The following is a 14,608-nucleotide window of genomic DNA, read 5'->3' on the forward strand; positions in this document are numbered from 1 at the left end:
AGGATGGGCGTTTCATATTCCTCCGGCGCTTCTTCCTGGCCGGTAATCCACTTGTAGAGCCGCGGATCGGGAATTTCGAGAAGGGTTTCATACGTGTCGAGCCCTGCTTCATCAAGATCCGCAATATGGGTGCGGGCAAAGGCGCCGAGCAGCAGGTCGGTTTCCTTGGTGCCGGTATAGGCGCTGCGGTAGATCAGCTTTTTTCGCCTATCGTCGAGACCGGTCATTCGGCGCACTCCTTGTTTGTCAACGCGTTGCGCTAGGATATAAATCGAAGTTCTGGCATGTCAGCCCCCGGAACAACGGCCAGCGGCTCCAAGCCGCGCCCTTAATAGCATCGGCGAGTAATTTGCGACCGGAAATTCTCTATTCCCTTTTTGCCGATACGACCCGCCTTCCCGGCGTCGGCCCGCGTATCGCGAAATTGCTGGAGACTCTGGCCGGGCGCGCGGTGCTGGATCTGCTCTGGCACCTGCCGAGCGGCATTATAGATCGCCGCTTCAATCCCCGGATCTCCGGGGCGCCGGACGATGTCATCGCCACCCTGATCGTCAGCATAGTCGAGCACCGGCCGGGTCGCAGCCGGAAGCAGCCTTACCGGGTCCTGGCCGAAGATGAGAGCGGTCAGCTCGACATCATCTTCTTCAATGCAAAACCGGACTATGTGGCGCAGATGCTTCCCGTCGGCACGCGCTGTGCCGTCAGCGGCAAGGTCGAACATTTCAACGGCCGGGCACAGATGACCCATCCGGATCACATGGTGCCGGCGGATGACGTCCAGAGCATCATGCGGGTGGAGCCGACATACCCGCTGACCGGCGGCCTGACCCAGAAAACCCTGCGCAAGGCCATCACGGCCGGGCTCGCGGGTGTTCCGGAATTGCCCGAATGGGGCAACAAGCCTTTCCTTGCCGTACAGCAGTTCCCGGCCTGGCGGGAAGCATTGCTCGCCGCCCATGCACCCGGCTCGCTGGAGGATATCGACCCGCACGCCCAGCCAAGGCGGCGCCTTGCCTATGACGAGCTGTTGGCGAACCAGTTGGCCCTCGCACTGGTCCGGGCGCACCAGAAGCGCCAGAAGGGCCGTGCACTGACGGGTGACGGCCAGTTGCGCCGGACGGCCGAACAGGCCCTGCCATTCACGCTGACAACGGCTCAGGCGACGGCGTTGACCGATATCTATCGGGACATGGCCGCGCCGGAGCGCATGTTGCGGATGATCCAGGGTGATGTTGGCAGCGGTAAAACGGTCGTCGCGCTGCTGGCCATGCTGAACGCGGTCGAATGCGGCGCTCAGGCCGCGCTGATGGCGCCGACGGAGATCTTGGCACGGCAGCATTTCGCTTCCATGCAGCCGCTGGCGGAAGCAGCCGGCGTACGGATCGCGGTGCTGACCGGCCGGGACAAGGGCAAGGCAAGGGAAAAACTGGTCGCCGAGATCGCCGAGGGTGCCGTCGATATAGCCGTTGGCACCCACGCCCTGTTTCAGGAAAGCGTGGCTTTCAAGGATCTGGCGCTGGCGGTGATCGACGAGCAACACCGCTTCGGGGTGCATCAACGCATGAGCCTTGGCGAGAAGGGCCTCGCGGTCGATACGCTGGTCATGACGGCAACACCGATACCCAGAACGCTGACCATGACCGCCTATGGGGATCTCGACGTCTCGCGCCTTAACGAAAAGCCGCCGGGACGCCAGCCGATCGACACACGCACCATCCCGCTCAATCGTCTTGCGGAGGTCGCCGAGGCCATCGGCCGCAAGGCTGCCTCCGGCGACAAGGCCTATTGGGTTTGCCCACTGGTGGAGGAATCCGAAAAGCTGGACGTTGCCGCCGCCGAGGAACGGTTCCAGCATCTGAGCCGGCTTTATCCGGATCGCGTCGGCCTCGTGCACGGCAAGATGAAAGCAGCGGAAAAAGACGCGGTGATGGACCAGTTCAAAAACGGTCCGCTGGATATCCTGGTCGCCACCACGGTGATCGAGGTCGGAGTCGACGTGCCTGCCGCGACGGTCATCGTGATCGAGCATGCGGAGCGCTTCGGGCTGGCACAGCTGCATCAGCTACGCGGCCGGGTTGGCCGGGGGAGCGCGGCCTCGACCTGTCTGCTGCTGTTCGGCTCCCCGATTTCGGAAACCGGCCGGGCACGGCTGGCCGTGATGCGCGATACCGAAGACGGTTTCCGGATCGCGGAGGAGGATCTGAAGCTGCGCGGCGCGGGCGAAATCCTGGGCACCAAGCAGAGCGGCCTGCCGACATTCAGACTGGCGGACCTCGCCGCACACAGCGAGCTGCTGGCCGCCGCACGTGACGATGCCCGTCTGGTGCTGAACAACGATCCCGATCTCAAGGGCGAACGCGGCGAAGCGCTCCGGGTGTTGCTATACCTGTTCGAACGGGATGCAGCGATCCGCTATTTGCGCGGCGGCTAGGCTTTAGCGTCACCAGAGCCCGGTTCGCTTTCAACATGAATAACCGGCTTTGCCTGTTCTTCCGCCGGACGGCGATCCGGCGGTGTCACAATACCCGCTGAAATCACCATCTTGATTCCCTCTTCCACGGTCATGGAGAGGCGATAGACGTCCCTGTCCGGCAGAAACAGGAGAAAACCGGAGGTCGGGTTCGGCGTGGTCGGCAGGAAGACGTTCACCATCGTGTCGTCCGTCACATGCTGAACTTCACCAACCGTGCCGCCGGTGATGAAACCGACCGCCCAGATGCCGCGCCGGGGATATTCAATCAGGACCACTTCCCGGAAGGCGTTCGACTGCTGCGCCATCACGGTTTCCATGATCTGCTTGATGGCGCTGTAGACATTACGGACAACCGGCATGCGGGCCAGAAGATGCTCGCTGAAGCGAATCATCCAGCGGCCCAGAATACCGGCCGTCAGCCAGCCGATCAGGGTCAGGCTGATCAGCATCACGATCAGGCCTATGCCGGGAACGGAGAACGGCAGGAAATTTTCCGGATTATATTGCCGCGGGATCAACGGCATCACCTGATTATCGATGAAATGGACGATAACCCAGGTCAGGTAGAGTGTAATCCCGATAGGTGCCGTCACCAGAATGCCGGCGAACATATAAGCGCGCATCCGGCCGAAAACAGTTGGCCGGACAACGCCCGGGTTCTTCTCTTTAGTCATGTGGAATGCCGCCCGATGCTCAGTGCCCTCGCCTGACCATATAGGGACGAAGCGCGGCGACGCAAACGGTTCGCTTAACTGTCGAGAAAGCCGGCCAGCTCCGAGATCAACCGGTCAGGAACCTCCTCCGGGATATAGTGCCCCGAAGGCACGGCGCACCCGGTGACCACACCGGTCGTATAACGCTGCCAGACGGAAAGCGGCTCGTAGAAGCGGCCGATAATCCCCTTTTCGCCCCAGAGCGCGTGGATCGGAATATCGAGCAACTGGTCACGATCCGCCCGGTCATGCTCCAGATCTATGGTCGCGGCGGCCCGGTAATCCTCACAACTGGCATGGATCGTTCCGGGCATGGCGAAGCAACGCTGATATTCAGCCATGGCTTCAGGCGTGATGGCGGTGCCATCGGCCAGAAATTTCAGCTTTTTCGACAGATAGAAAGCCGGATCCTGCCCGATCATTCGCTCCGGATAATCGGCCGGCTGAATCAGAAAGAACCAGTGATAGTACGCCGCCGCGAAGGCCATATCGGTCGTCTCGTACATATCCAGTGTCGGGCAGATATCGAGCGTGCAGAGCTTGCTCACCCTTTCCCGGTGATCCCGCGCAAGCCGGTGACCGACGCGGGCACCACGGTCGTGCCCGACCACGGCAAATGTATCAATTCCGAGCGCTGACATGACTTCCGCCTGATCCCGCGCCATCTCCCGCTTGGAATATGGAGTATGCGCGGCATCGGTCTCCGGCTTACCGCTGTCGCCATAACCGCGCAAATCAGGCGCTACGACAGTGAATTTCTCGGCGAGGATCGGCGCGACCTTGTGCCAGATGACATGGGTTTGCGGATAGCCGTGCAGCAGGAGAAGGCCGGGGCCATTACCGCCAACCACCAGTTCGATTTCTGTTCCGGAGGTCGCAATCCGGCGTCTTTCAAAGCCCTCGAACATGCTCTTTCGCCCCATCCCTGGTCATGTCATTGTTTGATCGTGCCATTCTGGCGCGACCATACCAGAGTGAGTTTCATGGATACATCTCTCCACCCGAATGACGCCTTTGCCGGATTCGGCAAAGCGGCCCGAACCGCCTTCATGCTGGAGCGCGATTACGCTCATCTGAATCATGGCTCTTACGGAGCCACGCCGGTATCCGTGCTGGCCGCACAGCGGGTTTGGCAGGACCGCCTGGAGCTGGAACCGAGCCGGTTCATGCGCCGCGAATACAAACCGGCGATGCGGGCCGCAGCCGAGGCGCTGGCGCCAAGGCTTGGTGTCGAAGCGGATGGTGTGGTCCTGGTCGAGAACGTTACCCAGGCCGTGAACGCAATCCTGCGCGAGCTTCAATTGCCGGCGGGCGCCGGGATTCTCATCACCGACCAGACCTATGGCGCGGTCAGGAATGCAGTGCGCCATAACTGCAAACGCAATGGCTGGATTCTGCGGGATGTCGCACTGCCCTTCCCGGTCGCATCGGCGGAAGAGATTCTCGCGGCTTTCAAGGCGGCGCTAACCCCGGCTCCTGCACTGGTTATCATTGATCATGTCACATCGCCGACCGCCTTGGTGATGCCGCTTGCTGAAATGGCGGCAGCCGCGCGTGAGGCGGGAGCCTTGGTGCTGGTCGATGGCGCCCATGCGCCTGGCATGCTCGACCTGGATATCTCCCAGATCCCCTGTGACTGGTACACCGGCAATTGCCATAAATGGATGTTCGCGCCGAAAGGGAGCGGGTTCCTTTGGAGTGCCGAAGCCCGCCGCGATGACATGCACCCGCTTGCGATATCTCATTGGTATGAAGAAGGATATACGGTCGAGTTCGACTATGTCGGTACCCGCGATGCATCCAGCATGCTCTGCATGCCAAGCGTGCTGGCTTTCATGGACGCCCATGGCCCGGCACGGATCCGGTCGCACAATCATGCTCTTGTGAACGATGCGGCAGACATGCTTGCCGCTGCCTGGAAGACCGGGCGCGGTGCCGGTCCGGCCCTTACCGGCTCGATAGCCATGGTCCGCCTTCCGGACGGGCTCGGGACGACCCTGGGCGATGCCGATGCGCTTCGAAACCGCCTGGTCGATGAATTCCGGGTCCAGATACCGATCAATGCCCTGACCGGCACGCTTTGGTGCCGTCTTTCGGCGCAGATTTACAACGAGATGGGAGATTATGAGCGGCTGGAATCGGCAATCACGAAACTTGCCGGATAAGCTCTTTAATTCAGCTTGCTGCGGAATTTCTTCTCGAGATAGGCGAGGACTTCGCTCTTCCGGGCGCCATTATCCTCGCGCGCCAGTTTGAACAACCGGGAAGCTTCATTGTCCTGCGGCGGCTCCGGCTGTTTCCCCATCTGGGACAGCGCGGCCTGCCGAGCCTGTTCCAGGACCCGGGGATCAATCTTCTTGCGGATCTCCCGCATCATCATGAGCAGCTTCTTACGTTCATCCATGATGAAACTCCCTGTCGGCGGCATCCCGGTTCATGCGCCGGTGTTCTGCCCGAACCTGACCGTAAGAATATAGCCTAAACGGGTTTTAGGTTCTCTAGTGATCGTATGGCTTGATCGTAAATGCGGCGGCCAGAGCGTTATCCGTAATCTTGGTCACGACCGCTTCCGCCTGCCCCTTCATCTTGTGATTGCCCTTCGACACATCAATCTCGAAACGGAAGCGCTGACTCTTGATCAGCACATCCTTGTCGTAGGGTTCAATAATGAAGCCCTTCAGATTGTAGTCCTTCACGACAAACGTGAAGCTGTCGATTTTCACGATTCCGCAAGCCTCGAGCTTTCCCTTGGCCTTGACGCTTTTGATGCCCTGGGCCTTGGTTGGCCTGGCTGGACCCTTGGTCCTGACTTTGAGGAAGTCAAAAAGCCCCACGCTCGAATCCCTTTTCTTCAGAGCGCCACAATGGCGCTATCTGGTGCGATATTTATTCTAATATACGCAATCTGGTGTTTGGACAAAGCTTAGCAAGCGAGATCTCTGCTAAATCGGTGCTTTGTAAGTACAATTCACGGTGATTCTCCAAGAAAAAGGCTCAAAATTCAAGTCAAATAGGCTGAGCTCTCTTTCCGCCAAAATGGGGAAAATTTTATTTAAATAGTCTTTCCATTCTTAATTTACGAGTTTAGGCGACAACATCGGACTGTCTTTCATCCATTGCGCCCTAGTTTTAATGATCAGGATTTTTTCAGGAATTTAGCGGGTATAAAACGAATGAGAGGCCCGCGCCTCACACCAAGAGGATAATACATACCCCTGAACGCTCTCATTATTCGAGGCGTATCGGTGCAGCGTCTGAAAATTCGGAGGAATGGTGAGCGCGACAGGGTTCGAACCTGTGACCGTCTGATTAAAAGTCAGATGCTCTACCAGCTGAGCTACGCGCCCCCGAAAGGAAGCCGGAACCTATGCAAACAGCGCGGCCCGGTCAACCTCTTCCGGAAAGTTTTTTTTGTTCCTGTTACTGGAACTTGTCCTCGACCCGCGCGACCACGTGTTCGGGCACGAACTGATCGATCGCACCGCCCATGTTCGCGATCTCCTTGACCAGCCGCGACGAGATAAACTGGTTGCGGTCAGATGCCATGAGAAACACGGTTTCAACGTCGGCATTCAGACGGGCATTCATCCCAACCATCTGGAATTCATACTCGAAATCCGAAACCGCCCGCAGGCCGCGTATGATGGTCGCGGCACCATTTTGTTCAACAAAATGCATCAGAAGGTTGCCGAAAGAGACAACGACGATCTCGCCATGAACGCCATCCCCCTTATAGGATTCGTTCAGTTTGTCGATTTCGTCCTGCACCATCTCAACCCGTTCATCCAGGCTGAAAAGCGGGCCTTTGCCAGCATTGCGCGCAACGGCAACGATCAGTTTATCGACCAGTTTGCTGCCACGCCGGATGATGTCCAGATGCCCGTTCGTAATAGGGTCGAACGTGCCTGGATAAACCCCAATCCTCATGTTTCCAAGTCCCCCGTTAGCTCTCGGCGGTATCTCCGTTGCCGCCTTCGTCGATGCCGGTTTCTTCCTCACCTTCCACTTCCACATCGTCTCCGTTTTCGTCGCCAGCCAGGCCCACGGATACGACTTTTTCGCCTTCATCGACGCGGAAGACCCAGACACCCTGGGTTCTCCGCCCAGTGATGCTGATTTCACCGACCGCACAGCGAATCACCTGTCCGCCGTCGGTCACAAGCATGATCTGATCATTGTCTGTCACCGGGAACGCGGCGACGACACCGCCGCTGCGCTTGGTGAGCTCCATATTCGCGATACCCTGCCCGCCCCGGTTGGTGATCCGGTATTCGTGGGCGGATGTCCGTTTGCCAAGCCCGCTTTCAGTGAGCGTGAGGATGAATTCCTCTTCCGCTCCGAGCTGTGCGAATCGCTCCGGTGTCAGAGAACCGGTTGCCGCCGGAGAATCGATCTCCTCGTCGCCTTCACCCGTTGCCCGGCGCATCTGCCCGGCAAGTTTCAGGTAAACGTCGCGCTCCAGCACATCGGAATCAGGAATATCCTGATAATCGACATGGTGCAGGATCGACATCGAGACGACCTCGTCACCCGCGCCAAGCCGGATCCCGCGAACACCAAGCGAATCACGGCCGCGGAACAGCCGGACATCGGTTGCCCGGAAGCGAATCGCCTTGCCGTCCCGTGTGGTCAGGAAGACATCGTCCTCCTCCATGCAGGGCTGCACATTGATCAGACGATCATTTTCATCAAGCCGCATGGCGATCTTGCCGTTGCGCTTGATGTTGGTGAAGTCGGACAGCGCGTTCCGGCGCACGGTGCCTGCCGAGGTCGCGAACATGATGTGCATGCCCGCCCATTCTTCCTCTTCCGCTGGCATCGGCATGATGGTCTGGATCCACTCCCCTGGCTCCAGCGGAAGCAGATTCACCAGCGCCTTGCCCCGCGATTGCGGGGTGCCGATCGGCAGGCGGTAGGTCTTCATCTGATAGACCATGCCGCGCGAGGTGAAGAAGAGAATCGGCGTGTGGGTGTTGGCGACGAACAGCCGACTGACGAAATCCTCGTCCCGTGTGGCCATACCGGAACGGCCCTTGCCACCACGCTTCTGGGATCTGTAGGTCGAAAGCGGCACGCGCTTGATATAGCCGTTATGGCTGACCGTAACGACCATGTCTTCACGCTGGATCAGGTCTTCCATGTCGTGCTCGAACTCGGCATCGACAAGTTCGGTCCGGCGCGGTGTGGCGTAGGCTTCCTTGGCTGCGACCAGCTCCTCGCGCAGCACTTCCATCATGCGCTGGCGTGACTGCAGGATTTCCAGGTACCCGGCGATCTTGGACGCCAGTTCCTTGGTTTCCTCGATCAGCTTGTCGCGTTCCATCCCGGTCAGGCGTTGCAGACGCAACTCCAGAATGGCGCGGACCTGGGCATCGGACAGGCGGTATTTGCCGTCGACGACCTTGTGTCCCGGGTCATCGATGATGCCGATGAATTCCTCGACATCCTCCGCCGGCCAGTCCCGGCCCATCAACTGCTCGCGGGCATCCGCCGCATCGCGGGAAGCCCGGATTACCCGGATCACCTCATCGATATTGTTCACGGCGACCAGCAGACCGGCCAAGACATGCGCCCGGTCCCGCGCCTTGCGCAGAAGGAAGCGGGTCCGCCGGGTAATGACGACTTCGCGGAACGCAATGAAGGCAACGATCACGTCGCGCAGATTCATCTGTTCCGGCTTGCCGCCATTCAGCGCCAGCATATTGACGCCGAAGCTGGTCTGTAGCGGGGTGAAACGGTAGAGCTGGCTCAGCACCACGTCCGGCACGGCATCTCGCTTGAGCTCGACAACGACGCGCACCCCGTCGCGGTCACTCTCGTCCCGCAACTCGGCGATGCCTTCGATGGTTTTTTCGCGCACAAGTTCAGCGATACGCTCCATCAGGCGGGATTTGTTCACCTGATAAGGGATTTCGCTGACGACGATAGCGTGACGATCCTTGCGGATTTCCTGAATATCCGCCTTGGACCGCATCATCACCGAGCCGCGCCCGGTATGATAGGCGTCGCGGATACCGTTCTTACCGAGGATCATGGCGCCGGTCGGGAAATCCGGGCCCGGCACGATCTCGATCAGCTCATCAATGGTGATTCCCGGATTGTCCACATAGGCACAGCAGGCGTCGATAACCTCGCCCAGATTGTGCGGCGGAATATTCGTGGCCATGCCGACGGCGATACCGCCGGCACCGTTCACCAGCAGGTTCGGATATTCGGCAGGCAGAACACTGGGTTCGGTCGTCGTTTCGTCATAGTTCGCGATGTAGTCGACCGTATCCTTGTCGATATCGCGGAGCAGACCCTCGGCGGATTTCGCGAGGCGTGCTTCGGTATAACGCATGGCCGCGGCCGGATCGCCGTCCATCGAGCCGAAGTTACCCTGGCCGTCGACCAGCGGCAGGCGCATGGAGAATTCCTGCGCCATGCGGACCATCGCGTCATAGATCGCGCTGTCGCCGTGCGGGTGATACTGCCCCATGACGGCACCGACGATGTTCGCCGATTTACGGTAGGGCTTGGACCAGTCGTATCCGCCCTCCTTCATGGCATAGAGAATCCGGCGATGAACCGGTTTCAGGCCGTCACGTACATCGGGGAGCGCCCGCGAGACGATCACGCTCATCGCGTAATCGAGATAGGAGCGCTTCATTTCGTCTTCGATGGAGACAGGCGAAATGTCGAATGAGGAGGATTCGGATGAGGTCAATTCACGCGATTTCCGGTTAGTTACGTCCCTGTCGACGGCGGCGGTACCCGTTTAAACGTCAGCCCTCCGCCAGGACCTTCAGAGTCCTTGAATTTATAACAGAACGGTAACGAAGGAACAATCTTTACGGCGTTTTTTTCGTCCGGAATTATTGCTTTATTACAATGGCTTGCGAGCCGATATTGAATAACTTAGCGGAAGCCGTGGCATGCCTTCGGGCAAACGGTACAGACCACCCTCGCACGGCTCCATGAAAGCCAGCGCCTTCCAGGCCACCGTATCGAACTCATGCAGGTATTCAATCCGCAGCCCGGCATCGACCAAAGCGGTCACGACTTCACCGACCGGATGGGTCCATTCATAGGATCGTTTTGTCTTCAAAGCCGCGTTTTCGTCCGAATAAACAGCGGTATCGTCGAAAGATATCGGGTCCGGCTTGTGGAAATAATCATAGACCGGCGCATGCGGCGCAGGTGCGTGATCGTCAAAGCTCAAGATGACCGGATGCTGGTCCAGAAAATAGAATCGGCCGCCGGGCTTCACAAAATGCGAGATGACTTTTGCCCAGCCCTCGATGTCGGGCAGCCAGCAGATCGTCCCCCAACTGACGAAAACCAGATCGTAAACACCATCGATCAGGGATGGAGCGTCGTAGACATTTCCTTCAACGAAGGTTGCTTCAATGCCCGCCTTCTCCGCCAGCTCTCGCGCCTGCTTGATGGCCACGGGAGAGAAATCCAGCCCGGTCACACTTTTAGCGCCCTTCTGGGCCAGCAGCAGCGTGTCCATCCCGAAATGACATTGCAGATGCAGGATATCCAGGCCCTCGACTGAGCCCAGTTCCTCCAGTTCCGTCTTATGCAGGTCACGCGTATTGTCGGAGCCACCGAGGAAGGCCTCTACGCCATAGTCGCTGTTCCGCGAGGTGTAGTTCACCTCCGCCAGCTCGTTCCATTTCTGCCTGTTGGCTTCCTGAAAGCGATCCATTGCTCTCTCCCCCGAGCGGTTCACGCATGGCTCTGTTTTGCCCGTGCCCTTGCGAAAACAGGATCACTCAGTATGAAGTTTCAGACTGATTGGCAAGGTTGCAGCCCGCAATGCGCCGATCAGTCAGGACGGATGCGCATGATTCTCTCACGCAGGAAGAGGATTGCCGGGTCGTCGGCAAGGCGGCGATGCCAGTAGAGCGACCAATCGAAGGTGGTATCCGGAAAAGGCGGCTCGAGCAGCGCCAGGCCATATTGTGCCTGTGTCTTACTGGCGATGCTGTGCGGCAGGATCGCGACCAGATCGGATTGCGCCACAATGTCCGGAACCGCAAGCCAGTGCGGCACCGTCGCCCGGACGTGCCGCCGGCGCCCAAGGCTGGCAAGCTGACGATCGGCGAAACGGTCATCGATCGGGCTCTGCGCGACCTTGATCTGTGATGTCGCAAGAAACCCTTCCAGCGTTCCGAGCCGGACAAGGTCCGGATGGTCCCCGCGCGCGGCAATAACCACGCGGTCCCTGAAGAAAAACTCACTTCGGATCGATTTCGGCGCGCGCAGATCCGTACTGACGGCAAGCTCGATGCGATTCTGCTCCAGCGCATCGACCGTCGCATCCGGGCTCAGATGCAGAATTTCCAGCTCCATCCCCGGTGCGTCACGACTGAGACACTCAAGCAACCCTGGCAGCAACAGCCGTGACAGCAGATCCGAGAGCCTGATCGGCACACAGCGGGTGCTGGCACGCGGATCAAAATTGTCGGGCTCCTCGACCAGACGCCCGATCTCCCGCAACACCCGCCGGATATCCGGCTCCAGGGCCAGGGCGCGCGGGGTCGGAACCATTTCTCCGCCCTGCCTGACCAGCAGATCATCCTGAAATGTCTCCCGAAGACGGCTCAGCGCCGCACTCATGCCCGGCTGCCCGATCCCGGCAAGTTGCGCCGCCCGCGTGACATGGCGGGTCTGCATCAGGGCATCGAAAGCCTTCAGAAGATTGAAATCGGTTTTGTGCAGGCTCATCCACGCATCTTATCGTGACAGGGCCATGTTGTCCGGCCTCAGCTATTCCGTTCCGGCAAGCCAGAGAGAACCTCTTCCGTATGTTCCCCGAGTATGGGCGGGGCTTCATAGATATCGAGAGGAGTCCGGCTCATTCGTGCCGGGTTTTTGATGTTTCTCACCGTACCCGCGCTTGCATGGGGCATACCGGCGATCATGCCGCGCATCTCCAGAATCTCGCTGTCGCAAACCTCGGCAACGGTCCGGATTGCACCGCAGGGAAGACCAAGCGGCTGCAATAATTCCAGCCACTCGTCCCTGTCCCGCCCGGCAATGATTGCGGTGACAAGAGGTGTCAGCACATCCCTGTTGCGCACCCGGTCCTCCGCGCCCGCGAACCGTTCGTCAGCGGCAAGCTCCGGGCGATCGATGGCGCCGCAGAAAGCACGCCACAAACCGTCATTGGCGATCCCCAGATTGATCCAACCATCGGCGGCCTTGAAGGTTTCGTAGGGAACAATCGTCGGATGCGCATTTCCGCGCCGCCTTGGCGGTTCGCCCGTGGCAAAATAGATCCCGGCATTGAATGTCAGCAGCGAAGCCACAGTCTCATACATGGAGATCTGCACATGCTGGCCCGCTCCATCCCGTTGACGGGCATAGAGCGCAGCCATAATCGCCTGCGATGCCGTGAGGCCGGCCGTCAGGTCAGCGATTGAGGTGCCAACTTTATAGGGAGCACCATCTTCCGGGCCGGTCAGGTCCATCAATCCGGCCTCTCCCTGGATGATAACATCATATCCCGGCCGATCCCGCCCGGGGCCGGTATCGCCAAATCCGGAAATCGAGGCATAGACAAGCTCCGGCCGGCGCTGTCTCACCGCGTCATACCCGAAACCCAGCCGGTCCATGACACCCGGCCTGAAATTCTCGACCAGGACATCGCTGGCATCGATCAGGCGCCAGAGCTCTTCCTTGTCCCTATCCGACTTGAGATCAAGAACGACGCTTTTCTTGTTCCGGTTCACGGACAGGAAATAGGCGGACTGATCGCCCTGATAGGGCGGAGCGAAAGCCCGCGCGTCATCCCCCTTCCCCGGACGCTCGATCTTGATCACCTCGGCGCCGAAATCGCCAAGCTGCATTGTGCAGAACGGTCCCGAGACAACCCGCGTCAGATCGACGACACGAATCCCGTCAAGCGGTCTCACGGCTAGCCCCGCACATCGTGTCCGCGAGTTCGGTGAAATCAGAGACGATCAGATCCGGCTGATGCGGTGTTTCGCCGAACGGCCTCTTGCGCCTGTCGATGAAGGCAGCTCGCATGCCATAGGATTTCGCACCGATACAGTCGAAGGCGTGATTGGCGACGAAGAGGCAGCCTGACCGGTCGAGGCCGGATAATTCCTCTGCCTTGGCGTAGGTTTTCCAGTGCGGTTTGAAATAACCGGCCTGGTCGACCGAGATCACGTCATCAAAATCGAAACCTATATAGGGACCGGCTGCTTTCAGCATGTCGCTGTCCCCGTTCGACAGGATGATCAGCTTGTATCCGGCCGCCCGAAGTTTCGCCAGCGCGGCAAGGACATCCGGGAACGGGCGAAGCTTTTCGATCTCCGATACAAGCCATTCCACCTCGGCCTGCCTGTATTCAACTCCGCAACGATCGAGGACGAACGAAACCGCCCGATGGCCTATCTGACGATAGGGCGTGTGACCGCGATCACAGAGCGCATCGATCATCGAGTTTTCGAAATGAGTCCGGCGCCACCATGTGACGAAGCGGTGCGCCTCGCCGTCCCAGCCTTTGTCCTTGAGGAAGGGAGTGGCAATCTCGGTCAGGCCCGATTGCATATCGACGACCGTACCGTACTGGTCAAAGACCAGTGCCTTGATTTCCCGTTTCAGAATTGCGTGTTGCGCCATTTGTGAATCCCCCTGTGTTGGTTCGGGAGATTGGGGCCACAACGAAAGCCATTCTGGAAATCGATAATCCGGATGCCGTCATTGTCAAAATTGATAACGGCCATCTCTTTGCCTTGCAGGCAAAGAAAAGCCCGGGCTGCTGAGCGGCCCGGGCTTTTCCCTGAAATATGAGCAGTGCCTAGAACGGGATCTCGTCATCGAGATCACCCGGGCCGCCCGCCGGTGCCGGGCCGCTGCCTCCGCCGCCATAACCGCCACCCTGGTTCCCGCCTCCAGAGCCGCCGCCGTAACCGCCGCCCTGATTGTAACCGTCGTCACCGCCATAGCCGCCGCCCTGGCCGCCACCGCCTTCATTACGGCCGTCGAGCATCTGCAGCTCGCCACGGAAGCGCTGCAACACGATTTCGGTGCTGTATTTTTCGACGCCCGACTGGTCGGTCCATTTGCGGGTCTGCAACTGGCCCTCGACATAAATTTTCGAGCCCTTGCGGAGATACTGCTCGGCGACCTTTGCGAGGTTCTCGTTAAAGATCACCACCCGGTGCCATTCGGTCTTCTCCTTGCGCTCACCACTATTGCGGTCGCGCCAGGATTCCGAGGTTGCGACCGAGAGGTTCACGACCTTGTTGCCGTCCTGCATGCTCCGGATGTCCGGATCGCGTCCGAGATTGCCGACAAGGATGACCTTATTGACGCTGCCTGCCATGGTTCTATTTCCACTCTGCGAATTTGTTTGCCGGACTGTCCCATATCCGAAGCGGCTAATCCAGTCGTGATGCTTTCAGGGCGTCAATCCTCGGGA

At 59.2% G+C, this 14,608-nt stretch carries 14 protein-coding genes and 1 tRNA gene; 2 read left to right on the forward strand and 13 right to left on the reverse strand.

Annotated elements, in window-relative coordinates:
- On the reverse strand, nucleotides 1–227 hold a 227-nt coding region (locus tag AAC126_RS09105), incomplete at its 3' end, for a succinate dehydrogenase assembly factor 2 (protein ID WP_339852445.1).
- 122 nt (nucleotides 228–349) lie between these two features.
- Between AAC126_RS09105 and recG the strand changes: the two genes are divergently transcribed.
- A complete protein-coding gene (gene recG / locus AAC126_RS09110; RefSeq protein WP_339852446.1) occupies nucleotides 350–2,431 on the forward strand; it encodes an ATP-dependent DNA helicase RecG in 2,082 nt (693 codons plus the stop codon).
- Here the strand turns inward: recG and AAC126_RS09115 are convergent.
- On the reverse strand, nucleotides 2,428–3,147 hold the full coding sequence (locus AAC126_RS09115; protein WP_339852449.1) for a DUF502 domain-containing protein: 720 nt from the start codon (nucleotides 3,145–3,147) through the stop codon (nucleotides 2,428–2,430). The two genes, recG and AAC126_RS09115, sit on opposite strands and share 4 nt — an antisense overlap.
- 74 nt (nucleotides 3,148–3,221) lie before the next feature.
- On the reverse strand, nucleotides 3,222–4,094 hold the full coding sequence (locus AAC126_RS09120; protein WP_339852450.1) for an alpha/beta hydrolase: 873 nt from the start codon (nucleotides 4,092–4,094) through the stop codon (nucleotides 3,222–3,224).
- A 75-nt stretch (nucleotides 4,095–4,169) separates the two neighbouring features.
- Between AAC126_RS09120 and AAC126_RS09125 the strand changes: the two genes are divergently transcribed.
- A complete protein-coding gene (locus AAC126_RS09125; RefSeq protein ID WP_339852453.1) occupies nucleotides 4,170–5,351 on the forward strand; it encodes an aminotransferase class V-fold PLP-dependent enzyme in 1,182 nt (393 codons plus the stop codon).
- A 5-nt stretch (nucleotides 5,352–5,356) separates the two neighbouring features.
- On the opposite strand, the gene AAC126_RS09130 is transcribed toward AAC126_RS09125, so the two are convergent.
- The 10 genes from AAC126_RS09130 to ssb form a co-directional block, all read right to left on the reverse strand.
- Nucleotides 5,357–5,590, reverse strand: coding sequence for a hypothetical protein (locus tag AAC126_RS09130; protein ID WP_339852455.1), 234 nt, complete (start codon nucleotides 5,588–5,590; stop codon nucleotides 5,357–5,359).
- A 94-nt stretch (nucleotides 5,591–5,684) separates the two neighbouring features.
- A complete protein-coding gene (locus AAC126_RS09135) occupies nucleotides 5,685–6,020 on the reverse strand; it encodes a hypothetical protein (RefSeq protein WP_339852457.1) in 336 nt (111 codons plus the stop codon).
- 437 nt (nucleotides 6,021–6,457) lie between these two features.
- Nucleotides 6,458–6,533, reverse strand: a tRNA-Lys gene (locus tag AAC126_RS09140).
- A gap of 73 nt (nucleotides 6,534–6,606) precedes the next feature.
- Nucleotides 6,607–7,113 (reverse strand): pantetheine-phosphate adenylyltransferase, encoded by a 507-nt coding sequence (gene coaD / locus AAC126_RS09145; protein ID WP_339852458.1) that lies wholly within the window; start codon nucleotides 7,111–7,113, stop codon nucleotides 6,607–6,609.
- A 16-nt stretch (nucleotides 7,114–7,129) separates the two neighbouring features.
- Nucleotides 7,130–9,892: a DNA gyrase subunit A gene (gene gyrA, locus AAC126_RS09150; RefSeq protein ID WP_339852460.1), complete on the reverse strand. Its 2,763-nt coding sequence runs from the start codon at nucleotides 9,890–9,892 to the stop codon at nucleotides 7,130–7,132.
- 159 nt (nucleotides 9,893–10,051) lie between these two features.
- Nucleotides 10,052–10,879: a class I SAM-dependent methyltransferase gene (locus AAC126_RS09155; protein ID WP_339852462.1), complete on the reverse strand. Its 828-nt coding sequence runs from the start codon at nucleotides 10,877–10,879 to the stop codon at nucleotides 10,052–10,054.
- Nucleotides 10,880–10,998: 119 nt separating this feature from the next.
- The gene (locus AAC126_RS09160) at nucleotides 10,999–11,901 is read right to left on the reverse strand and encodes a LysR family transcriptional regulator (protein ID WP_339852465.1); all 903 of its coding nucleotides are present in this window, start codon (nucleotides 11,899–11,901) and stop codon (nucleotides 10,999–11,001) included.
- Nucleotides 11,902–11,939: 38 nt separating this feature from the next.
- The gene (locus tag AAC126_RS09165; RefSeq protein WP_339852467.1) at nucleotides 11,940–13,091 is read right to left on the reverse strand and encodes a CoA transferase; all 1,152 of its coding nucleotides are present in this window, start codon (nucleotides 13,089–13,091) and stop codon (nucleotides 11,940–11,942) included.
- Complete coding sequence (locus tag AAC126_RS09170; RefSeq protein WP_339852468.1) at nucleotides 13,078–13,806, reverse strand: haloacid dehalogenase type II; 729 nt, start codon at nucleotides 13,804–13,806, stop codon at nucleotides 13,078–13,080. Before AAC126_RS09170 ends, AAC126_RS09165 begins: the two co-directional genes overlap by 14 nt.
- A gap of 178 nt (nucleotides 13,807–13,984) precedes the next feature.
- Entirely contained in the window at nucleotides 13,985–14,512 is a 528-nt protein-coding gene (gene ssb / locus AAC126_RS09175) for a single-stranded DNA-binding protein (RefSeq protein WP_339852471.1), read from the reverse strand.
- Between the last annotated feature and the right edge of the window lie 96 nt (nucleotides 14,513–14,608).

The organism is uncultured Nisaea sp. (assembly GCF_963974195.1).
In the GTDB taxonomy this organism is placed as follows: Bacteria; Pseudomonadota; Alphaproteobacteria; order Thalassobaculales; family Thalassobaculaceae; genus Nisaea.